The organism is Citrobacter sp. Cf087, from assembly GCF_030334285.1.
Taxonomy (GTDB): Bacteria; Pseudomonadota; Gammaproteobacteria; order Enterobacterales; family Enterobacteriaceae; genus Citrobacter; species Citrobacter freundii.
On sequence record NZ_JAOWED010000028.1, the window covers coordinates 50,775 to 74,240 of the forward strand.

18 protein-coding genes and 1 pseudogene are annotated in these 23,466 nt (G+C 53.6%); 9 read left to right on the forward strand and 10 right to left on the reverse strand.

All coding sequences use genetic code 11. The annotated features are described in order from the left end of the window. Nucleotides 1-263 precede the first annotated feature (263 nt). From nanR to nanQ, 5 genes are all read left to right on the forward strand, one after another. Complete coding sequence (gene nanR, locus OGV57_RS08675; RefSeq protein ID WP_054528831.1) at nt 264-1,055, forward strand: transcriptional regulator NanR; 792 nt, start codon at nt 264-266, stop codon at nt 1,053-1,055. 259 nt (nt 1,056-1,314) lie between these two features. Beyond that, nucleotides 1,315-2,208, forward strand: coding sequence for an N-acetylneuraminate lyase (gene nanA, locus OGV57_RS08680; protein ID WP_016151064.1), 894 nt, complete (start codon nt 1,315-1,317; stop codon nt 2,206-2,208). A 110-nt stretch (nt 2,209-2,318) separates the two neighbouring features. Continuing rightward, nucleotides 2,319-3,809 carry an MFS transporter gene (locus tag OGV57_RS08685; protein WP_054528830.1) on the forward strand — a complete coding sequence of 497 codons (1,491 nt, stop codon included), beginning with the start codon at nt 2,319-2,321 and terminating at the stop codon, nt 3,807-3,809. A 106-nt stretch (nt 3,810-3,915) separates the two neighbouring features. Then, complete coding sequence (nanK, locus tag OGV57_RS08690; RefSeq protein WP_054528829.1) at nt 3,916-4,785, forward strand: N-acetylmannosamine kinase; 870 nt, start codon at nt 3,916-3,918, stop codon at nt 4,783-4,785. A gap of 2 nt (nt 4,786-4,787) precedes the next feature. Next, on the forward strand, nt 4,788-5,255 hold the full coding sequence (gene nanQ, locus OGV57_RS08695; protein WP_003025108.1) for an N-acetylneuraminate anomerase: 468 nt from the start codon (nt 4,788-4,790) through the stop codon (nt 5,253-5,255). Nucleotides 5,256-5,313: 58 nt separating this feature from the next. Here nanQ and OGV57_RS08700 read toward each other — a convergent pair whose 3' ends face one another. From OGV57_RS08700 to gltB, 5 genes and pseudogenes are all read right to left on the reverse strand, one after another. Beyond that, a complete protein-coding gene (locus OGV57_RS08700; protein ID WP_003839918.1) occupies nt 5,314-6,594 on the reverse strand; it encodes a cytosine deaminase in 1,281 nt (426 codons plus the stop codon). Beyond that, on the reverse strand, nt 6,584-7,834 hold the full coding sequence (gene codB / locus OGV57_RS08705) for a cytosine permease (RefSeq protein WP_003844832.1): 1,251 nt from the start codon (nt 7,832-7,834) through the stop codon (nt 6,584-6,586). Before codB ends, OGV57_RS08700 begins: the two co-directional genes overlap by 11 nt. A 102-nt stretch (nt 7,835-7,936) precedes the next feature. After that, nucleotides 7,937-8,092: pseudogene (locus tag OGV57_RS08710) on the reverse strand (DUF1016 domain-containing protein); the annotation flags it as partial. A gap of 95 nt (nt 8,093-8,187) precedes the next feature. Next, entirely contained in the window at nt 8,188-9,606 is a 1,419-nt protein-coding gene (locus OGV57_RS08715; RefSeq protein ID WP_003025096.1) for a glutamate synthase small subunit, read from the reverse strand. Between the two features lie 12 nt (nt 9,607-9,618). Beyond that, nucleotides 9,619-14,079, reverse strand: a complete 4,461-nt coding sequence (gene gltB, locus OGV57_RS08720) for a glutamate synthase large subunit (protein ID WP_003839922.1) — start codon at nt 14,077-14,079, stop codon at nt 9,619-9,621. 684 nt (nt 14,080-14,763) lie between these two features. Here gltB and mnmL point away from each other — a divergent pair. The 4 genes from mnmL to mtgA all read left to right on the forward strand — a co-directional run bounded on the left by mnmL (nt 14,764) and on the right by mtgA (nt 19,824). Beyond that, a complete protein-coding gene (mnmL, locus tag OGV57_RS08725; RefSeq protein WP_003839924.1) occupies nt 14,764-15,693 on the forward strand; it encodes a tRNA modification radical SAM protein MnmL/YtqA in 930 nt (309 codons plus the stop codon). Nucleotides 15,694-15,888: 195 nt separating this feature from the next. Next, nucleotides 15,889-18,225, forward strand: a complete 2,337-nt coding sequence (gene arcB / locus OGV57_RS08730; RefSeq protein ID WP_049015921.1) for an aerobic respiration two-component sensor histidine kinase ArcB — start codon at nt 15,889-15,891, stop codon at nt 18,223-18,225. Nucleotides 18,226-18,454: 229 nt separating this feature from the next. Beyond that, nucleotides 18,455-19,108 carry an isoprenoid biosynthesis glyoxalase ElbB gene (gene elbB / locus OGV57_RS08735; RefSeq protein ID WP_016151059.1) on the forward strand — a complete coding sequence of 218 codons (654 nt, stop codon included), beginning with the start codon at nt 18,455-18,457 and terminating at the stop codon, nt 19,106-19,108. Further along, nucleotides 19,105-19,824 (forward strand): monofunctional biosynthetic peptidoglycan transglycosylase, encoded by a 720-nt coding sequence (gene mtgA, locus OGV57_RS08740; RefSeq protein WP_054528828.1) that lies wholly within the window; start codon nt 19,105-19,107, stop codon nt 19,822-19,824. Before elbB ends, mtgA begins: the two co-directional genes overlap by 4 nt. 130 nt (nt 19,825-19,954) lie before the next feature. Here the strand turns inward: mtgA and npr are convergent, their stop codons facing one another. The 5 genes from npr to rpoN all read right to left on the reverse strand — a co-directional run bounded on the left by npr (nt 19,955) and on the right by rpoN (nt 23,442). Then, complete coding sequence (npr, locus tag OGV57_RS08745; protein ID WP_003025086.1) at nt 19,955-20,227, reverse strand: PTS phosphocarrier protein NPr; 273 nt, start codon at nt 20,225-20,227, stop codon at nt 19,955-19,957. Next, the gene (rapZ, locus tag OGV57_RS08750) at nt 20,224-21,078 is read right to left on the reverse strand and encodes an RNase adapter RapZ (protein ID WP_003025085.1); all 855 of its coding nucleotides are present in this window, start codon (nt 21,076-21,078) and stop codon (nt 20,224-20,226) included. The genes npr and rapZ overlap by 4 nt, the downstream gene beginning before the upstream one ends. A 45-nt stretch (nt 21,079-21,123) precedes the next feature. Continuing rightward, complete coding sequence (gene ptsN / locus OGV57_RS08755; RefSeq protein WP_003025083.1) at nt 21,124-21,615, reverse strand: PTS IIA-like nitrogen regulatory protein PtsN; 492 nt, start codon at nt 21,613-21,615, stop codon at nt 21,124-21,126. Nucleotides 21,616-21,698: 83 nt separating this feature from the next. Next, nucleotides 21,699-21,986, reverse strand: a complete 288-nt coding sequence (gene hpf, locus OGV57_RS08760; protein WP_003025078.1) for a ribosome hibernation promoting factor — start codon at nt 21,984-21,986, stop codon at nt 21,699-21,701. Between the two features lie 22 nt (nt 21,987-22,008). Then, nucleotides 22,009-23,442, reverse strand: coding sequence for an RNA polymerase factor sigma-54 (rpoN, locus tag OGV57_RS08765; RefSeq protein WP_003025074.1), 1,434 nt, complete (start codon nt 23,440-23,442; stop codon nt 22,009-22,011). Nucleotides 23,443-23,466: the final 24 nt, after the last annotated feature.

A 23,466-nucleotide genomic window follows, 5' to 3' on the forward strand; every position in this document is an offset into this window, starting at 1 on the left:
TCTTATTTTTAATTCGAGGATTTAATTATTTATCGTTATAAAATAGATGGTTATGATAAATTATCATGTTGATGTTCATAAATTTCATGAAGATGATATAACTTTATTAAATTAAAAATAGGCGGAAGATACTCGCTTAAAATAATATTGCTGTTACGTATGTTATCAATAAGCCAGCGGGGGCGGATCGACCATCATTTCACCCTGCTTTCGATCCTGTGTTAGGATAAACCCGCTGTTGTTTGTCACCACGACTTAGCTGAATGGACCCTATGAACGCATTTGATTCGCAAGCTGAAGACTCTCCATCCACCATTGGCCGTAGCTTACGCAATCGCCCGCTTGCGCGTAAAAAACTGTCTGAAATGGTTGAGGAAGAACTGGAGCAGATGATTCGTCGTCGGGAATTTGGCGAGGGCGAACAGTTGCCGTCTGAGCGGGAGCTGATGACCTTCTTTAACGTGGGCCGTCCTTCTGTACGAGAAGCGCTGGCCGCGTTAAAACGCAAAGGTCTGGTACAAATCAACAACGGCGAGCGCGCCCGCGTTTCGCGTCCTTCAGCTGATACCATCATCAGCGAGCTGTCTGGTATGGCGAAAGATTTCCTCGCACATCCCGGCGGCATTGCCCACTTCGAGCAGTTGCGACTGTTCTTTGAATCAAGCCTGGTTCGATACGCCGCCGAACATGCGACGGATGAGCAAATCGACAGGCTGGCGAAAGCGCTGGAGATCAACAGCCAGTCGCTCGATGACAATACGTTGTTCATCCGTTCGGACGTTGATTTTCACCGCGTACTGGCGGAGATCCCGGGCAATCCCATCTTTATGGCGATCCATGTTGCGCTGTTAGACTGGTTAATTGCTGCCCGTCCGGCCGTTGCCGATCAAGAATTGTATGAACACAATAACGTGAGTTATCAGCAGCATATCGCTATTGTCGATGCGATTCGTCAGCGCGATCCTGAAGAAGCAGACCGTGCACTGCAAGAACATCTCAATAGCGTTTCCGCAACCTGGCACGCCTTCAGCAAAAGTAAAAAATTGCGTAAGTAATCGCGATCCTGACGATCTTTTAAACCCAAAATCATTCAAGTTGCATCAAGGCGGCAAGAGAGCGAGTCCCCTGGAGCATAGATAACTATGTGACAGGGGTGAGCGAACGCAGCCAACGCAGAGGCGGCTCGAAGGATGAAGTGTTTAGTGAGGTAGATCGCACTATAAGCGTTCTCTATTGTATTGCTGCTTATTTGATCTGGTATAACAGGTATAAAGGTATGCAGTCAGATAACACTAATCATCGTCAGAGGTCGTTATGGCAAGAAATTTAAAAGGCGTAATGCCAGCGTTGTTAACTCCATTCGATAACCAACAGAAACTGGACATCGAGAGCCTGCGCCGTCTGGTGCGTTTCAACATTGGGCAGGGGATCGATGGGCTCTACGTTGGTGGCTCAACGGGTGAGGCCTTTGTCCAAAACCGCGCTGAAAGAGAGCAGGTGCTGGAAATCGTTGCTGAAGAAGCGAAAGGCAAAGTGACGTTAATTGCCCATGTTGGCACGGTCAGTACGGAAGAAAGCCAGCAACTGGCGAGCGCCGCGCATCGTTACGGCTTTGATGCTGTCTCCGCTGTCACGCCGTTTTACTATCCGTTCAGCTTTGAAGAGCACTGCGATCACTACCGCGCAATTATTGATTCAGCGAATGGATTGCCGATGGTGGTCTATAACATCCCGGCGCTGAGCGGCGTAAAACTGACGCTGGATCAGATCAACACGCTGGTGACGTTGCCGGGCGTTGGCGCACTGAAGCAAACTTCGGGCGATCTCTATCAGATGGAACAGATCCGCCGCGCTCATCCCGATCTGGTGCTTTATAACGGTTATGACGAGATCTTCGCTTCTGGACTGCTAGCAGGCGCAGATGGAGGTATCGGTAGCACTTACAACATCATGGGATGGCGTTATCAGGGAATTGTGAAAGCGCTCAAAGAAGGTGACATTCGCACGGCGCAAAAGCTGCAAACCGAGTGCAATAAGGTTATCGATCTGCTTATTAAGGTTGGCGTGTTCCGCGGCCTGAAAACAGTACTGCACTATATGGATGTGGTTTCTGTTCCACTGTGCCGTAAACCCTTTGCTCCGGTAGATGAACGCTATCTGCCGGAACTGAAAGCGCTGGCAAACCAACTGCTGGCGGAAAAGGCGTAATCGCGGGTCGCCGGGGGCGCTTCGCTTGCCCGGCCTGGATTTTTCGACCGTAAGCCGGGTAAGGCAAAGCCACCACCCGGCACAACAACAAAGATCGTCGGGAGAGTAAAATGAGTACTTCTACCCAGAGCATCCCGTGGTATCGCCATCTCAATCGGGCACAATGGCGGGCATTCTCCGCCGCCTGGCTGGGATATTTGCTTGATGGTTTTGATTTTGTGTTAATCGCCCTGGTGCTGACAGAAGTGCAGGGCGAATTCGGACTGACGACGGTGCAGGCCGCCAGCCTGATCTCGGCCGCCTTTATCTCCCGTTGGTTTGGCGGGTTAATGCTGGGGGCGATGGGCGACCGTTACGGACGCCGTCTGGCAATGGTCACCAGCATCATTCTGTTCTCCGTGGGGACGCTGGCCTGCGGCTTCGCACCGGGGTACACCACCATGTTTATCGCCCGTCTGGTTATCGGTATGGGAATGGCGGGTGAGTACGGCTCCAGTGCAACCTATGTTATTGAAAGTTGGCCTAAACACCTGCGAAATAAAGCCAGTGGCTTCCTGATTTCCGGTTTCTCTGTTGGCGCGGTGATCGCCGCGCAGGTCTATAGCCTGGTGGTTCCGATCTGGGGGTGGCGCGCGCTGTTCTTCATCGGCATTCTGCCAATTATCTTCGCCCTCTGGCTGCGTAAAAATATTCCGGAAGCGGAAGACTGGAAAGAGAAACACGAAGGCAAAGCGCCAGTGCGCACGATGGTGGATATTCTCTACCGGGGCGAGCATCGGGTAATTAATATTCTGATGACGATCGCCGCTGCAACCGCGCTGTGGTTCTGCTTTGCTGGCGACCTGCAAAATGCGGCTATCGTGGCGGTCCTCGGCCTGATATGTGCGTTTATTTTCATTAGCTTTATGGTGCAAAGCAGCGGGAAGCGCTGGCCGACGGGCGTCATGCTGATGGTGGTCGTACTATTCGCCTTCCTGTACTCGTGGCCGATTCAGGCACTGTTGCCAACCTATCTGAAAACCGAACTGCTGTACGATCCTTCCACGGTGGCCAGAGTGCTCTTCTTTAGCGGTTTTGGTGCGGCGGTCGGTTGTTGCGTCGGCGGTTTTCTTGGCGACTGGCTGGGCACGCGTAAAGCCTATGTCTGCAGTTTGCTGGCCTCGCAGTTGCTGATTATTCCGGTGTTTGCGATAGGCGGTTCAAACGTCTGGGTACTGGGTTTGCTGCTGTTTTTCCAGCAAATGCTCGGCCAGGGGATCTCCGGGATCTTACCAAAATTGATTGGCGGCTATTTCGATACCGACCAGCGTGCGGCGGGCCTGGGCTTCACCTATAACGTGGGCGCACTGGGTGGGGCTCTGGCACCGATTATCGGCGCGCTGATTGCCCAACGTCTGGATCTGGGCACCGCGCTGGGATCGCTCTCTTTCGGTCTGACATTTGTGGTGATCCTGCTGATTGGCCTCGATATGCCGTCCCGCGTACAGCGCTGGCTGCGTCCTGAAGCGTTGCGTACGCATGATGCCATTGATGGTCGACCGTTTAGCGGGGCTGTACCGTTCGGCGGTGACAAAAGCACCATGGTGAAATCCAAAAGTTAATCCCATTGCCCGGTGTTGAACCGGGCAATTAGCGTAAGGGAAGAAGTATGTCGTTACTTGAGCAACGGGATAAAAAGCGTATCACCGCGATGCAGAAGGCGGTGTCATGACCACATTGGCAATTGATATCGGCGGTACCAAACTGGCTGCCGCGCTGTTAGACAGTAATCTGCAAATTCGCGAGCGGCGTGAATTGCCGACGCCCGCCAGCAAAACGCCGGAGGCGCTGCGCGCTGCGCTGCAAGCACTGGTTGCACCGCTACAGGGGCGTGCTAATCGGGTGGCGATTGCCTCGACGGGGATTATCCGTGAGGGGGCTTTACTGGCGCTGAATCCGCATAACCTTGGCGGGTTGATGCATTTTCCGCTGACACAAACGCTGGAACAAATCACCGGCCTGCCGACGCTGGCAGTCAATGACGCACAGGCTGCGGCCTGGGCGGAATACCACGCTATGGCGGATGAGATAAGCGACATGGTGTTTATCACCGTGTCGACAGGCGTCGGCGGCGGCGTGATCAGCAACGGCAAATTACTCACCGGGTCTGGTGGTCTGGCTGGACACTTAGGACATACGCTGGCGGATCTCAATGGACCGGCCTGCGGCTGCGGGCGTGTGGGCTGCGTCGAGGCGATTGCTTCCGGTCGAGGGATCGCGGCTGCAGCCGAAGGTACACTTGCTGGATGCGATGCCAAAACCATTTTTAGCCGCGCCGGGCAAGGAGATGAGCAGGCAAGCAGGTTGATCCATCGCTCGGCGCGTACTTTGGCAAGGCTTGTCGCCGATGTGAAGGCCACGACCGATTGCCAGATTGTGGTGATCGGCGGCAGCGTTGGGCTGGCTGAAGGGTATCTGGCGCTGGTGGAACATTATCTGGCACAAGAGCCTTTGGTCTATCACGTGGAATTACTGGCAGCGCATTACCGCCATGACGCTGGATTACTGGGGGCCGCGTTGTTGGCCCAGGGAGAATGATGATGATATCAGATGAGTTGCGTTCACTGCCCTCTGCCGGATTACATCCGGTCTTGCAGCAGGCATTAACGCTTGCCATTGCGGCGAATCCTCAGGAGAAGACCCCAGGGCGCTACGCGTTGCAGGGCGATACTATTTTTATGAATGTCATGCAGTTTGCGACGCAGAGCCCAGAGCAAAAGAAAGCGGAACTGCATCAGCAGTACATTGATATTCAGGTGCTGTTGTCCGGCGAAGAACGTATTCTGTTCGGGATGACCGATTCTGCTCGCCAGTGCGATGAGATGCATGTTGAGGACGACTATCAGCTGTGCAGCGAGATTGCCGATGAGCAGGCGATCGTACTGAAGCCGGGAAGATTTGCGATTTTTATGCCGGGCGAGCCGCATAAACCGGGCTGTATGGTGGGAGGGCCGGGGGAAATCAAAAAGGTCGTGATCAAGGTGCGCGCCAGCTTATTACAAGCCTGACGATGAGAGACCGTGTCGGATGGCAAGGCTTGCGCCATCCGACACTGGATAGAACAACTTAGCGCTTAAACGTCACTGCTTCCGGCTGCGTCAGATGCAGCGTGGTCTGGCTTGGCACTGTCTCAGCAATGACTCGCCCGTGACGAATGGAATAACGGGCAGGCGTCTGGCGACGAACCGCGTCAAACCCATTTTCTGCCGCTAAAATCACCAGATTTCCGGAGTTTCCCACGTTCAGACCGTAATCCTGCAGGTGCAAGGTTTTCGCACTGTGGGTGGTAACCAGGTTCAGCCCATCGTTGATCTGTCCGTATCCCATCAACTGACACACATGTAATCCCATATGCAGTACCTGCAGCATATTGGCGGTGCCCAGCGGATACCACGGGTCGAAGACGTCATCATGGCCGAAGCAGACGTTGATCTCTGCTTCCAGCATCTCTTTGACGCGCGTTACGCCGCGACGTTTAGGATACGTATCAAAGCGCCCTTGCAGGTGAATATTTACCAGTGGGTTCGCGACAAAGTTAATGCCGGACATTTTCAACAGGCGAAAGAGGCGGGAAGCATACGCGCCGTTATAGGAATGCATTGCCGTGGTATGGCTGGCGGTCACGCGTTCGCCCATATTGTCACGATGCGCCAGCGCCGCGACGGTTTCAACAAAGCGTGACTGCTCATCGTCAATTTCGTCGCAGTGCACATCGATAAGCCGATCGTATTTCTGCGCCAGAGCGAAAATTTTGTGCAGCGACTCAACGCCATATTCACGCGTAAATTCAAAGTGGGGGATCGCGCCAATGACGTCTGCGCCCAAACGCACGGCTTCCTCTAATAGCGCTTCACCGTTGGGGTAAGAAAGAATGCCCTCTTGCGGGAAGGCGACAATTTGCAGCTCTACCCACGGCGCGACTTCTTGCTTCACCTCCAGCATGGCTTTCAGTGCAGTCAGCGTTGGATCGGAAACGTCAACGTGCGTGCGGACATACTGGATGCCGTTGGCCATCTGCCACTTCAGCGTCTGCATGGCGCGCGCTTTGACGTCTTCGTGCGTGAGCATTGCCTTACGTTCGGCCCAACGCTCAATGCCTTCAAATAACGTTCCAGACTGGTTCCAGCTCGGCTCGCCTGCAGTTTGCGTGGTGTCCAGATGGATATGTGGCTCAACGAACGGTGGAATGGCCAGGCCGCCTTCGGCATCAAGCACTTCGCCCTGCGGTAACGTGGCGGTGTCCTGTGGCTCAATCCGGCTGAAGCGCCCGTTTTCAATCGTGAGCTGCCACAATCCTTCGCGTCCCTGTAAACGTGCCTGACGAAGGGTGATGTTATTATTCTGCATGGCTGACCTCTGGTGATTTAGCAAGGCTGCGATTGAAAAGTGGATTCAGCAGGATATAGCTGAATACGCCGCCAAGTACGGCGTTGACGGGCACAATACCGGGAATATAGTGACCTGCGGCAATGCCCAATGCAACGGACAGGATCGCTATCCAGTTTACGGAAATAAATTGCGCTTTGCTGAAGTCGGCATAGCGACGATGGTTCAGCAGATAGTCGGCGATGATCACCCCGCCAATCGGGGGAATTGCTGCCGACAGAAAAGTCAGCCAACCGACAAAGTTATTGTAAAGCCATAGCGCGCACAATGTGCCGATAATACCGTTAGCCACCGACAGCGTACGGCTGGAAAGGCCGGTAATATTGGCAAATCCCAGACCTGAGGCATACAGCGCATTGTCGTTAGTCGTCCAGATGTTCAGACCGAGCACTACAATCGCGGGCAGCAGCAGTCCCTGGGCAATCATCACGTCAGAGATATCCGCCTGTCCAACCGCAGCCGCGCCCGCAGCGCCGAAGATGAACATCAAGGAGTTGCCAAGGAAAAACGCCACCATGGCAATCAGCACCGCGCCTTTGGCGTTGCGACCAAAGCGCACGAAGTCGGCGGTTAATGTTCCTGCGCTGACAAACGAACCGACCACCAGCGCCAGGGCGGTGGAGAAATTCAGCGGCGTCTGCGGCACTATCGCTTTTAAATGGTCTAAACCGCCGACATCACTCACCGCCAGCCAGACGGAGTAGCTGCCAAGAACGACGATGGCAGGCACGGCGATGATAGATAAAACGGTCAGCGCCGAGATGCCAAAAAAGATGGTCAGGGTCATCAACAGACCGGAAACCGCAATCAGGATATTGACGTCAATTCCTGTCGCTTTGCCCACCGGGATAGCAAACATAGCCACACCCACGCCAAACCAGCCTACCTGCGTACCGCCTAACAACAGTGAGGGAAGCCATGAACCTTTCAAACCAAATGAGTAACGCGCCAGAAGGTGGGTTGAGAGCCCTGTTTTTGCGCCGATAAAACCGAGAAATGCAGTGTAAATACCGAGGAGAAGATTACCGAAGAGAACTGCCAGGAAGAAATCATTATAGGAAAGACCGGTACCGAGTGTGCCACCGGTCCACATACTGGCGGAAAAAAATGTAAGCCCCAACATGACAAATGTTAGTGGAACCACGCCTTTCCGCGCCGCCAGAGGGACGGGGCCCTGGCTATAATTGTTGTCCTGCGACACAACGCCTCCATGAATTTTGCCCAAAAAATCCGCCGCATAATATACAGTTCTCAGAATAAAGCAAACGATTACGTATAATCTTTACATGGTTATTATTTATGGTGTTGATGATTGCGTTGATTTTCGGGCATCGGCATTTTTAACCGACAAGAGGCGGACATACACCGACCAGGGTTGTGTGAAAGATTTAGCCAGTTGCGCCAAATGGTAAGATTCTGCAGACACTGTCTGCGGAATTTCAATGTACTGAATATACAGCTGTATTTGTGAGCGGTTTTCGAAAAATGATACCGCATGTATTTAGTGGAGGAATATTGGCTCCCCATCGATCAGCGTCAGGGGAGCCAGATGTATTACACTTCCAGGTAATTCAGAATCCCGTCTGCCGCTTTACGACCTTCGGCAATCGCGGTGACCACCAGATCCGAACCGCGTACGATGTCGCCGCCTGCGAAGATTTTCGGGTTGCTGGTCTGGAAAGCGTTGTCGCTACGTTCCGGGGCAATAATGCGCCCCTGTGAATCCAGCTCGACGCTGTGCTCTTTCAACCATTCCATGCTATGTGGGCGGAAACCAAACGCCAGGACCACGGCATCAGCCGGAACAACGTGCTCGGAGCCAGCGACGATCTCCGCACGGCGACGTCCCTTCGCATCCGGTTCGCCCATTTCAGTGCGCGCCATTTTCACGCCGCACACTTTCCCGTTGGCATTCACTTCCACACCTAAAGGCTGGACGTTGAACTGGAACTCGACGCCTTCTTCGCGCGCGTTTTTCACTTCGCGTTTCGAACCCGGCATGTTCTCTTCATCGCGACGATAGGCGCAGATAACGTGCGATGCTTCCTGACGTACGGAGGTGCGCACGCAGTCCATCGCGGTATCGCCACCGCCGAGCACGACGACACGTTTGCCTTCCATGCTGATATATGGCTCATTGCTGCTTTCGCCAAAGCCCATCAACTGTTTGGTATTGGCAATCAGGAACGGCAGGGCATCAAACACGCCATCAGCGTCTTCGTTTTCCAGCCCGCCGCGCATCGACTGATAGGTTCCTACGCCAAGGAACACGGCGTCGTAATCCTTCAGCAAATCATTGAGCTGTACGTCACGGCCTACTTCCACGTTGAGTTTGAACTCAATGCCCATGCCGGTGAAGATTTCACGGCGACGGGTCATGACCTCTTTTTCCAGCTTGAAGGCTGGGATACCGAAGGTCAGCAAGCCGCCGATTTCCGGGTGACGGTCAAATACCACCGCCTTTACGCCGTTGCGGGTCAGCACATCAGCACAGGCCAGGCCCGCTGGCCCCGCACCGATAATCGCCACGCGCTTGTCCGTCTGGCGAACGCCGGTCATATCCGGACGCCAGCCCATCTCGAACGCTTTATCGTTGATATAGCGCTCGATGTTGCCAATGGTTACCGCGCCAAACTCATCGTTCAACGTACAGGATCCTTCACACAGTCGATCCTGCGGGCATACACGGCCACAGACTTCCGGCAAGGTGTTGGTCTGGTGCGAAAGCTCTGCCGCTTCAAAAATACGTCCCTCATTCGCCAACTTCAGCCAGTTCGGGATGTAGTTATGCACCGGACACTTCCACTCGCAGTACGGGTTACCGCAGGACAGGCAGCGATCTGCCTGTGCTTTGGCCTGACCTTCAGAAAACGGCTCGTAGATCTCGATAAATTCGATCTTACGGATCTTCAGCGGCTTCTTCGGCGGATCAACACGCTGCAGGTCGATAAATTGGTATACGTTCTGACTCATTGCTGCTACCCCTTACTGCGCCTGCACACGCAGCTCTGCTGCGCTACGACTACGGTGACCCAACAGTGCTTTCACATCACTGGATTTTGGTTTTACCAGCGCGAATTTCGCCGAGAATGCTGGCCAGTTCGCCAGGATCTCTTCGCCGTGAGAAGAACCGGTATGCTGTACGTGCTCGGTAATCAGGCCACGCAGGTGCTCTTCGTGGATCGCCAGCGAGTCCACGCTCAGCACTTCGACCAGTTCCGGGTTTACGCGTTTGCGGAATTCACCGTCTTCGTCGAGCACGTAGGCGAATCCGCCGGTCATGCCCGCGCCGAAGTTAACGCCGGTTTTGCCGAGAATACAGACGATGCCGCCGGTCATGTATTCACAGCCGTTGTCGCCAATACCTTCAACCACGGTGATTGCGCCAGAGTTACGCACTGCAAAGCGCTCACCCGCACGACCCGCAGCAAACAGGCGACCACCGGTGGCGCCATACAGGCAGGTGTTACCGATGATGCTCGCCTCATGGCTACGGAAAGCAGAGCCAACCGGAGGACGTACCGCCAGCAGGCCGCCCGCCATGCCTTTACCGACATAGTCGTTGGCATCGCCGGTCAGATACAACTCCACGCCGCCCGCGTTCCATACGCCAAAGCTCTGGCCTGCAGTACCGCTGAAGTGCGCTTTGATCGGGTCAGACGCCAGCCCCTGATCGCCATGCGTCTGAGCGATATAGCCCGACAGCGATGCGCCGACGGAACGGTCGGTGTTGCGGATATCGAACCAGAAGGTTTTGCTCTGGCGCTCGTCGACGAACGGCTTCGCCTGCTGTAACAGCTGGGCGTTCAGCACGCCATTATCAAACGGCGGGTTGTTCTCGGTGCAATGCAGCGCTTTACCCGGATGCGGTTCGGCGGTTTCCAGCAGACGAGACAGCTCCAGCTTTTGCTGCTTGGCGGTAAACCCTTCCAGCTCTTTGAGCAGGTCGGTGCGACCAATCAGATCCACCAGGCGGGTAACGCCCAGCGAGGCCATCAGCTCGCGCACTTCACGGGCGATAAATTCAAAGTAGTTGGTCACTTTGAACGGCAGGCCGTGATAGTGATTCTTACGCAGTTTCTCATCCTGAGTTGCAACACCGGTTGCGCAGTTGTTCAGGTGGCAAATACGCAGATATTTACAGCCCAGCGCCACCATCGGGCCGGTACCGAAGCCAAAGCTTTCTGCACCCAGAATTGCCGCTTTAATGATATCGACGCCGGTTTTCAGACCGCCATCGACCTGCAGACGAATCTTGTGACGCAGACCGTTAGCCACCAGCGCCTGCTGGGTTTCCACCAGGCCGAGTTCCCACGGGCAGCCCGCATATTTCACTGATGAGAGCGGGCTTGCGCCAGTGCCGCCATCGTAGCCAGCAATGGTGATCAGATCCGCATAGGCTTTCGCTACGCCAGTGGCGATGGTACCAACGCCTGGTTCGGAAACCAGCTTCACCGAGATCATCGCCTTCGGGTTGACCTGTTTCAGGTCGAAAATCAGCTGCGCTAAATCCTCGATAGAGTAGATATCGTGGTGCGGCGGCGGGGAGATCAGCGTCACACCCGGTACGGAATAGCGTAGTTTGGCGATGTACGGGGTGACTTTATCACCCGGTAACTGACCACCTTCGCCAGGTTTCGCGCCCTGAGCGACTTTAATCTGAATGACATCGGCATTGACCAGGTATGCCGGGGTTACGCCAAAGCGACCGGAAGCAACCTGCTTAATCCGTGACACTTTATTGGTGCCATAGCGCGCCGGGTCTTCGCCGCCTTCACCGGAGTTCGAATTGCCGCCGATGCTGTTCATGGCTTCGGCCAGCGCTTCGTGTGCTTCCGGGCTTAATGCGCCGATAGACATGGCGGCGGTATCAAAGCGTTTAAACAGTTCGGTCGCGGGTTCTACTTCGCTAATGCTTACGGCTTCATCGCCAGGCGTAATCGCCAGCAGATCGCGCAGCGTGGCCGCCGGACGCTCATTAACCAGCTTGGCGTATTCCTGATAGTCGCTGTACTCGCCGCTTTGTACCGCCTGCTGCAGAGTGCGTACCACGTCCGGGTTGTAGGCGTGGTATTCGCCGCCGTGGACGTACTTCAGCAAACCGCCCTGGCTGATAGGTTTACGCGCCAGCCATGCATGTTTGGAGAGGTTCAGCAGATCCTGCTGGAAGTCGGTAAACCCTGCACCGCTAATACGGCTGACCACGCCCTGGAAGCACAACGCAACCACATCATCGTGCAGACCAACGGCTTCAAACAGCTTCGAGCAGCGGTAGGAGGCAATGGTCGAGATGCCCATTTTGGACATGATTTTGTACAGACCTTTGTTGATGCCGTTACGGTAGTTCAGCATCACGGTCCGGTAATCTTTGGCAATCGCCTGAGTGTCGATCAGACGTCCCAATGTTTCATACGCGAGATACGGATAGATTGCCGTCGCGCCAAAGCCGAGCAGGACGGCAAAATGGTGCGGATCGCGGGCACTGGCGGTTTCAACGATGATGTTGGCGTCGCAGCGCAGGCTTTGTTCTACCAGACGCGTTTGCACTGCGCCCACGGCCATCGGCGCCGGAACCGGCAGACGATTTTTAGCGATGTTGCGGTCAGAGAGTACCAGTAGTACCGTGCCGTTGCGCACCATCTGTTCCGCCTTATCGCACAATGCTTTGACGGTCTCTTCGAGCGTAGTTTCGGTCGCGTCGAAGGTGATATCCAGACGGTCAGCGCGATAATGCTCCTCTTTCATGGTGGTGAGCTGGGTGAAATCGGAGTACAGCAGGATCGGCGATTTAAAGCTCAGGCGGTGTGCCTGACCTTCAGCTTCGCAGAAGACGTTCATCTCACGACCGATGCTGGTGGCCAGCGACATGACGTGCGCTTCACGCAGCGGGTCGATCGGCGGGTTGGTGACCTGCGCGAACTGCTGGCGGAAGTAGTCATAAATGATGCGCGGCTGGCTGGAGAGTACGGCAAACGGGGTATCGTCACCCATTGAACCGACCGCTTCCTGGCCGTTTTCACCGAGCACGCGGATCACGGAATCCAGCTCTTCAGCGCTGTAGTTAAACTGTTTCTGATAGCTGGCGAGGGTGTCATCGTCCAGTTCACGGCTGCCGACCTGATCGTCAGCCAGGTCTTCGAACGGTACCAGGCGGCGGACGTTTTTCTCCATCCACTCTTTGTATGGGTGACGACTTTTCAGGTCATCATCGGTTTCGGCGGAGTGGAGAATGCGCCCGCTGCGAGTATCGATAACCATCAGCTCGCCAGGGCCGACGCGGCCTTTCTCTACCACTTCATCCGGCTGATAATCCCAGATCCCGACTTCAGAGGCGCAGGTAATCAGCTTGTCTTTGGTGATGACGTAGCGTGCCGGACGCAAGCCGTTACGGTCAAGGTTACAGGCGGCAAAGCGGCCGTCGGACATGACGATGCCTGCCGGACCATCCCATGGTTCCATGTGCATGGAGTTGAAGTCAAAGAACGCGCGCAGCTCCGGATCCATATCAGGGTTGTTCTGCCATGCCGGTGGAACCAGTAAGCGCATGGCGCGGATGATGTCCATCCCGCCTGCCAGCAGCAGTTCTAGCATGTTGTCCATCGAGCTGGAGTCAGAGCCGGTTTCGTTAACAAACGGCGCGGCGTCGTGCAGATCCGGGATCAACGGGGTCTGGAACTTATAGGTACGGGCTCGCGCCCATTGGCGGTTGCCGGTGATGGTGTTGATTTCACCGTTGTGCGCCAGATAGCGGAACGGCTGCGCCAGCGGCCAGCGCGGTACGGTGTTGGTGGAGAAGCGCTGATGGAACAGGCAGATGGCCGATTCCAGACGCAGGTCTGCCAGGTCCAGGTAGAAGCGCGGCAGATCCGCCGGCATACACAGACCTTTATAGATATTGACCAGATTCGACAAGCTACAGACGTAGAAATCTTTGTCTTGCAGGAGGCGTTTTTCAATACGACGACGCGCGATGAACAGGCGACGCTCCATATCACGCGGACGCCAGCCCGCAGGGGCGTTAACAAAAATTTGCTCGATACGAGGCAGGGAGGAGAGCGCAATTTCACCGAGAACACCTTCGTTGGTCGGCACGTCGCGCCAGCCGACAATCGACAGGGTTTCCTGCTGTAATTCTTCTTCAACAATGCGACGAGAAGCCGCAGCCAGCTCAGGGTCTTTATTTAAAAAGATCATGCCGACGGCGTAGTTTTTGGCTAAACGCCAGCCGCGCTCTTGCGCCACGATGCGGAAAAAGCGGTCAGGTTTTTGTAACAGCAGGCCGCAACCATCGCCGGTTTTTCCATCGGCAAGAATTGCGCCACGGTGCTGCATACGGGCCAGTGCGTGTATGGCGGTACGCACTACCTTGTGGCTAGGTTCGCCTTCTATGTGGGCGATCAGGCCGAAACCACAGTTATCCCTCTCAAGGGATTTATCGTACAACATATCAGTGAACCTCCCCAGGCTCTGAGGGATTCCCATCTGGACCGTTGCGCACGGGCACACCAAGAGCATGGCGACGGGGTTTGCGTGTCATACGCTTACCTCGCATTCGCCCTCTTTATCCTTTTCGCACAGGTCAAACAAGTTTGAGGACTTGCTTCAGAGGGAATCTCAATTACTGCATAAATATGATGAGCAGACTGCTCATCCAGAAAGCTTCCAGCGGATTTCCAAGTTATCGGGAATCCACACACAGGTCAAATGGCAATCTTATTTATGCAAAAATGTGCTATAGGGCAATTAACTTTATGAAAATATTGAAATAAAAGGATTTTTTACATTGATTTAACCTAAGGGGAATCCCCCAGGAAGTGTGATCTGTCTCACTGTCAGAAAGGCTGGATATCCCTCGTCCTCCCTTTATTTATCGAGATGACTGGCATTTTATGCTGGTTTTTAGAGTTCAGGCGTCTTAAAGATACTGTTTTTACGCTGAGAGTATAAGAAGATAAAAAAAACCGCTGAATATAAGGAAAAGTAATTAGATTTTGAGTGAATGAAATTTCAATTATTTTGATTTGTTATGCAATAAATAAAGGCTCGCCAGGGCGATTGATCCAGGTCATCGCCGACTGGGGCAAAAAATGGCAGGCTTTGGCCTCTTTTCAAGGCGCGGTCTACCAGATTATGCAGTTACAGAAATTAGTCAATATGTTTGGTGGGGATCTTTCTCGCCGTTATGGACAAAAGGTTCATAAACTCACGCTGCACGGCGGCTTTAGCTGTCCAAATCGCGATGGCACCATCGGACGTGGCGGATGTACTTTCTGTAATGTCGCCTCGTTTGCCGATGAAACTCAGCAGCATCATTCCATTGCCGAGCAGCTTGAACATCAGGCGCAGTTGGTCAATCGCGCCAGACGCTATCTGGCCTATTTTCAGGCCTATACCAGCACCTTTGCTGAAGTACAGGTGCTGCGGTCGATGTATCAGCAGGCGGTCAGCCAGGCCAGTATCGTCGGGTTATGCGTTGGGACGCGCCCCGACTGCGTGCCGGATGCGGTACTCGATCTGCTTTGCGAGTATAAAGACCTGGGTTATGAGGTATGGCTGGAACTTGGTCTGCAAACCGCACATGACAAAACCCTGCACCGTATTAACCGCGGTCATGATTTTGCCTGCTACCAGAACACCACGCGACTGGCGCGTGAACGCGGGCTGAAAGTCTGTTCGCACCTGATTGTCGGTCTGCCGGGAGAAGGGCAGGCAGAATGCCTACAAACCATGGAGCGTGTGGTGGAGACGGGTGTTGACGGTATTAAGCTGCATCCGCTGCATATTGTGAAAGGCAGTACGATGGCGAAAGCCTGGGAAGCCGGGCGGCTGAACGGAATTGAACTGGACGATTATACGGTTACCGCCGGGGAGATGATCCGCCATACGCCGCCAGAGGTGATTTATCATCGCATTTCCGCCAGCGCGCGTCGCCCAACGCTGTTAGCACCGCTATGGTGTGAAAATCGCTGGACTGGGATGGTTGAACTGGATAAGTACCTTAACGAGCACGGCGTGCAAGGCTCGGCGCTAGGTACGCCATGGGTGCAGCCGGGGATCTAACCCTCCGTAGGCCGGATAAGGTAAAACCGACATCCGGCAATCTGCGCCTGCTTGCCTGATGGCGCTTCGCTTATTAGGCCTACGATTAACCTTCTACGGTCATTTCACTGATAACCTCCGCATTTCTTGCACATTCTCAAACGTCACGCCAAGAATTGAGTATTATTGTGCCAAGTTGTCGTGAAGGAACCCTCTATGAAGCAAATCCGTATGCTGGCGCAATATTACGTCGACCTAATGATGAAGTTGGGTCTGGTGCGCTTTTCGCTGCTGTTGGCGCTGGCTCTGGTCGTGTTGGCAATTGTGGTGCAGATGGCTGTCACCATGGTGCTGCATGGCCAGGTAGAAAGCATTGATGTTATCCGTTCTATCTTTTTTGGTCTGTTAATTACCCCTTGGGCTGTCTATTTCCTGTCAGTGGTGGTGGAGCAACTGGAAGAGTCCCGGCAACGCCTGTCACGACTGGTACAAAAGCTGGAAGAGATGCGCGAGCGCGATCTCAAGCTCAATGTGCAATTGAAAGATAATATAGCCCAGCTCAATCAGGAAATTGTTGAGCGCGAAAAAGCCGAAGCGGAGCGCCAGGAAACGTTCGAGCAACTGAAGGTTGAAATCAAAGAGCGCGAAGAAACGCAGATCCAGCTCGAGCAACAGTCTTCCTTTTTACGCTCTTTCCTTGATGCCTCGCCGGATCTGGTTTTTTATCGCAATGAAGATAAAGAATTTTCCGGCTGTAACCGTGCCATGGAGCTGCTGACTGGCAAAAGCGAAAAGCAACTGGTGAACTTAAAACCGGCTGACGTTTACTCTCCTGAAGCGGCTGAAAAGGTAATTGAAACCGACGAGAAGGTATTCCGTCATAACGTCTCACTCACCTACGAACAGTGGCTGGACTACCCGGACGGGCGCAAAGCCTGCTTTGAAATTCGTAAAGTGCCGTACTATGACCGCGTAGGTAAGCGACATGGCCTGATGGGCTTTGGGCGCGATATTACCGAGCGTAAGCGCTATCAGGACGCGCTTGAACGTGCCAGCCGTGATAAGACCACCTTCATTTCCACCATCAGCCACGAGCTGCGCACTCCGCTTAACGGCATTGTCGGCTTAAGCCGCATCCTGTTGGATACAGACCTGACCGCTGAGCAGGAAAAATACCTGAAAACCATCCATGTCTCTGCCGTGACGCTGGGGAATATTTTCAACGATATCATAGATATGGATAAGATGGAGCGACGTAAAGTCCAGCTCGATAACCAGCCTGTTGATTTCACCAGCTTTATGGCGGATCTGGAAAACCTTTCTGGCCTGCAGGCGCAGCAAAAAGGGCTGCGTTTTGTACTTGAGCCAACGTTACCGCTACCGCATAAGGTCATTACCGACGGCACGCGTTTGCGCCAGATTCTGTGGAATCTGATCAGCAACGCCGTGAAGTTCACTCAGCAGGGACAGGTGACCGTGCGGGCGCGCTATGACCAGGGCGATATGCTGCATTTCGAGGTTGAAGATTCTGGGATCGGCATTCCGCAGGATGAGCAGGATAAAATCTTCGCCATGTATTATCAGGTGAAGGACAGCAACGGCGGTAAACCGGCCACAGGAACCGGGATTGGTTTGGCCGTGTCGAAGCGTCTGGCGAAAAATATGGGCGGCGATATTACGGTTTCCAGCCAGGCAGGTAAAGGCTCCATCTTTACGCTGACCGTACATGCGCCTGCGGTAGCGGAAGAGATTGAAGACGCCTTTGAAGACGATGACATGCCGCTGCCAGCCCTGAATGTGCTGCTGGTGGAAGACATTGAACTGAACGTTATTGTTGCGCGTTCCGTGCTGGAAAAATTAGGCAACAGCGTGGATGTCGCGATGACCGGGAAAGCCGCGCTGGAAATGTTTACGCCGGGTGAATATGACCTGGTGCTGCTGGATATTCAGCTACCGGATATGACCGGTCTCGATATCTCGCGGGAGCTCACGCAAAAATACGCTCGTGAGGACCTTCCGCCGCTGGTTGCACTCACCGCTAACGTACTGAAAGATAAAAAAGAGTATTTGGACGCGGGGATGGATGACGTGCTGAGTAAGCCGCTGTCGGTTCCGGCGCTAACCGCCATGATCAAAAAATACTGGGATACCAGAAACGAAGAGGAGAGCACTGTGACATCTGAAGAAAGCAGTAAATCGCAAGCGCTGTTAGATATTCCTATGTTGGAACAATACCTCGAGCTGGTGGGACCGAAGTTAATTACCGACGGGCTGGCGGTGTTTGAGAAGATGATGCCGGGATATTTGAGCGTGCTGGAGTCAAACTTGACCGCACGGGATAAAAAAGGCGTGGTTGAGGAAGGTCATAAAATTAAAGGCGCAGCAGGTTCTGTGGGGCTGCGTCACCTGCAACAGTTAGGTCAGCAAATCCAGTCTCCGGACCTTCCCGCCTGGGAAGATAACGTTGCTGAATGGATTGAAGAGATGAAGCAGGAGTGGCAGCACGACGTGGCGGTATTAAAAGCCTGGGTGGCGAGCGTGGAAAAAAAATGACCCCGGCTTGACCGGGGTGCGCGAATACTGCGCCAACACCAGGGAAATCGTGGCTGCGCCGTAAATTATTATCATTGTTTACAAGGGCGCAGCCCTAATTTTCAGGCCGCACGCAGTTAAGATAGCAAATCTTAAATAATTTGTTACATGAATCAGTTAAATGTGTGAAGCGTAGCATTTAAATCATAATAACTAATATGTTTCAGCCAGTTGAGAAAGGAGTATCACGATGAAAAAAGTGGGTGTAGTGCTCAGTGGATGCGGCGTGTATGACGGTGCAGAGATCCATGAAACTGTTCTCACGCTTCTGGCCATTGCCCGCAACGGCGCTCAGGCCGTCTGCTTTGCTCCGGATAAACAGCAAGCGGATGTGATTAATCATCTGACCGGCGAGCCGATGCTGGAAACGCGTAATGTACTGATTGAAGCCGCACGTCTAACACGCGGTGAAATTCGCCCGCTCGCTCAGGCAGTCTCAGCGGAACTGGATGCGTTGATCGTGCCGGGTGGGTTTGGTGCGGCCAAAAATCTGAGCAATTTTGCCAGTCAGGGCAGCGAATGCCGGGTTGATAGCGACTTAGCCGCGCTGGCGGTGGCCATGCATCAGGCGGGTAAGCCGCTAGGATTTATGTGCATTGCGCCCGCTATGTTACCTAAAATTTTTGATTTCCCGCTGCGTCTGACCATCGGTACTGATATCGATACGGCAGAGGTGCTGGAAGAGATGGGCGCTGAACATGTGCCTTGTCCGGTTGATGACATTGTCGTCGATGAAGACAATAAAATCGTTACCACGCCCGCCTATATGCTGGCGCAGGACATTGCTCAGGCTGCGAGTGGCATCGATAAACTGGTATCGCGTGTGCTGGTGCTGGCTGAATGAGAACAGGAGTTACCGCCTTTCTGCGGCGTATCTTTCTGCGGGCGGTCATTGTCCTCGGCGTATTCTGGGGCGGGGGCATCGCACTTTTCTGCGTGATGCCTGTACCTTTCTCTGCGGTGATGGTTGAACGGCAACTGGGCGCATGGCTGTCCGGTGATTTTGGTTATGTGGCGCACTCAGACTGGGTGAGCATGGACGAGATCTCACCGTGGATGGGGCTGGCTGTCATTGCCGCGGAGGACCAGAAGTTTCCCGAGCACTGGGGATTCGATGTCTCCGCCATAGAGAACGCGCTGGCGCACAATGAACGCAATGAAAACCGTATTCGCGGGGCGTCGACGTTATCGCAACAGACGGCGAAAAATCTCTTTCTGTGGGATGGGCGTAGCTGGGTACGTAAAGGTCTTGAAGCCGGGCTAACGCTGGGTATGGAAACCGTCTGGAGCAAGAAACGTATTCTGACCGTTTATCTGAATATCGCTGAGTTTGGCGATGGGGTTTTCGGCGTAGAGGCGGCGGCGCAGCGCTATTTCCATAAACCTGCCAGTCGGTTGAGTCTGTCTGAAGCGGCCTTGCTGGCGGCGGTATTACCCAATCCTTTGCGTTTTAAAGCGAATGCGCCTTCTGGTTATGTGCGTAGCCGTCAGGCGTGGATCATGCGTCAAATGCGCCAGTTAGGCGGTGAGTCGTTTATGCGGGAAAATAAGCTGTATTAATTGCTGCTGTCGCTGTTTTTGTAGGCCTGATTTAAGTGCAGCGCATCAGACACAATACGACACAATGGCATTGCCGGATACGGCGTAAACGCCTTATCCGACCTACTGGCTACGTGTTAAAACTACTTGATTAATCTTCATCAAAACCTGAATTAAACAGGGCAACCACTGCGGCAAGGGCTTCAACTTCCTGCGGACCCGTGGCTTCAACTTCTATCTGACGCCCTTTGGCTGAATCCAGCATCAGCAGAGCGATAACGCTGTTGGCCTCGGCTTCCGTTCCTTCATCATTACGCAGCAAAACTTCTGCTTCGAAACCCTGCATCAATTCAAACAGTTTCATAGCTGGACGGGCATGCATGCCCAGCTTATTAGTGATTTCAACGGTTTGCTTCACGGTCATGATTTACGTTTTTCCAGCGTACGATGGCGTGACTGCACGTTTTTACCGCGTGAGCGGAAGTAGTCTGCCAGCTGCTCTGCAATATACACCGAACGGTGCTTCCCGCCGGTACAACCGATGGCTACGGTGAGGTAGCTGCGGTTGTTGGTCTCCAGCATGGGTAACCATAGCTCAAGATAGCTGCGCGTCTGGTAGATAAAATTGTGTACTTCTGTGTGCCTGTCGAGGAACGCGGCGACGGGGCGGTCAAGACCGGTCATTGGGCGCAGCTTCGGATCCCAGTGCGGGTTAGGCAGGAAGCGCACGTCAAAGACGTAATCCGCATCAATCGGGATACCGTGTTTGAAGCCAAAGGATTCGAAAACCATCGTCAATTCACGTTCACGTTTGCCCAACAGTCGGGTACGCAACATTTCCGCCAGTTCGTGCACGGACATTTCGGAGGTATCAACGATCAGGTCAGCGCGAGAGCGCAAAGGCTCAAGCAAATCGCTTTCCTTATCGATAGCGCTTTCCAGAGACAAGTTCTTGCTGGAGAGTGGGTGCAGGCGACGCGTGTCACTGTAGCGACGAATCAGCGTGTTACGGTCAGCATCAAGGAACAGCAGCTGTGGTGAGAAGCCTTCAGGCAGATTGTTCATTGCCTGCTCGAAAATCTCCGGGGACTCAGGCATGTTGCGCACATCAATGCTGACGGCCGCAGAAATCTGGCGATCGGCCAGAGTACGAGCCAGATCGGGCAACAGCACTACGGGAAGGTTATCCACGCAGTAAAAACCCATATCTTCCAGCGCACGCAGAGCGACAGATTTACCTGACCCTGAACGGCCGCTGACGATCATCAGTACCATGTACTGTTTCTCCTCACAACGACAAAAAAGGATGCCATTGGGTTGTTATGCTTCATCCTGTCCACCTTCGGTGTCCGTGATGATTTGATACAACTCCTGGTCACTCTGTGCGGCGCGCAGACGACGACAGATGGTTTTATCCGCCAGACGTTTTGCGACCAGTGACAACGTATGCAAATGCGTCTTGGTTTGGTCCGCCGGAACCAGCAGGGCGAACAGCAGATCGACTGGCTGATTATCAATAGCGTCGAAGGCGATAGGCGTTTCAAGTTGCACAAACACACCAACCGCGCGCATCGTGTCTTCTTCCAGCTTTCCATGCGGGATAGCAATACCATTACCGATGCCGGTACTGCCCATTTTCTCACGCGTCAGAATGGCCTCAAATACCACCTGAGAAGGCAAGCTGAGCTGTTTTGCCGCCAGTTCACTGATGATTTCCAGTGCGCGTTTCTTGCTTTGGCAGTGAACACCTGCGCGTGTACATTCCTGGTTAAGAACAGTGCTCAGTTGTAGAGTCGTATCGTTATTTGTCATAATTTCACCTAAGCGCTAACTGTACAAATGGCCCGTTGTGCTACACAACAGGCCGTCCTGCACCCGCTAACTGCCCGGACAAGTTAGTGCTGTTTCAGTTTATCTTTATGTTTTGTTAACTGCCGAGCCAGTTTATCAATTAAACCGTCAATGGCTGCGTACATATCCTGACCTTCCGCGCTGGCATGAATTTCGCCACCGTTCACATGCAGCGTTGCATCCGAGATATGTGTAACCTTCTCCACTTTCAACACAATATAGACCTGATTAATCCGGTCGAAATATTGTTCAAGCTTGGCAAATTTTGTATTAACAAAATCGCGCAGGGCTTCAGTGATTTCGACGTTGTTTCCAGTGATGTTGAGCTGCATAGTGTCTTCCTTATCGGTTGGGTCAGACCAGCTGTTTGCGCTGGTTAGACGGCGGAATGGATAAAGACTCTCGGTACTTCGCAACGGTGCGGCGTGCCACCATGATACCCTGTTCTGACAGCATAGAGGTTAACTTGCTGTCACTCAGTGGTTTCGCGGGGTTTTCCGCAGCAATTAATTTCTTCACCAGCGCACGGATCGCCGTGGATGAGGCTTCGCCTCCACCTTCAGTGTTAACGTGACTGGAAAAGAAATACTTCAATTCAAAAATGCCGCGCGGACTGTGCAGATACTTTTGCGTGGTCACACGGGAAATGGTCGATTCGTGCATCTCGACGGCCTGGGCGATATCCGCCAGCACCATCGGTTTCATAAACTCTTCACCTTGCTCAAAGAAGGCTTGCTGTTGCTCCACGATGCAGCGACTTACGCGCAGCAGTGTATCATTGCGGCTTTCCAGGCTTTTAATCAGCCACTTCGCATCCTGTAGATTGCTACGTATAAACTGACTGTCGGCATCGTTGCGCGCGCTATTGCACATAGCGGCGTAGTGCTGGTTGATCTGCAGTCGTGGGATGCTGTCGCTGTTGAGTTCGACCACCCAGCGATCGTTATGCTTACGCACCAGCACATCCGGAATAACGTATTCTGGTTCACCAGTCTGGATCGACTGCCCAGGCCTTGGATCCAGTGACTGAATAAGATTGACGGCTTCTTTTAGCACGTCTTCTTTCAGTCGGGTCACGCGCATCAGCGTGCGGAAGTCATGGTTGGCTAACAGATCGAGATGATCGCTGATGATCAGACGCGCTTCTTCCAGCCACGGTGTGGCTTTATCAAACTGCGAAAGTTGGATTAGTAAGCAGTCGCGGAGATCTTTGGCGGCCACGCCTACGGGATCAAAGCGCTGAACGCGTTTAAGCACGGCTTCGATTTCGTCCATACCGACGTCGTCATCGCCCATGCTTTCGAGAATATCGTCCAGGGTCACGGTGAGATAACCGGTTTCGTCTACCGCATCCACAATGGATGTCGCAATGGCGCGATCGGTATCCGAGAACGGGGTCAGCTCCACTTGCCACATCAGGTAATCCTGTAGTGATTGCGTGGTCTCACCCTGATACACAGGCAGCTCGTCGTCGATGTAATCTCCGCTGGTGCCCGAAGGCGTCCCGGCGGTGTAAATCTCATCCCAACTGGCATCAAGCGGCAGCTCCTCAGGCATCTCTTTTTGTTCGAGAGCATCGGCGGTGTCGAGGGTTTCGCTGTCCTGTTTTTCCTGGGTATCAATTTCGTCGTGAAGATCGGTTTGCTCGAGCAGTGGGTTACTTTCCAGCGCTTGCTGAAGTTCTTGCTGAAGTTCCAGCGTGGACAGCTGCAACAGACGGATAGCCTGTTGTAGCTGAGGCGTCATCGCCAGTTGTTGGCTAAGCCTGAGTTGCAAACCTTGCTTCATGTTCAGAGTTGTTTTCTCCTGCGG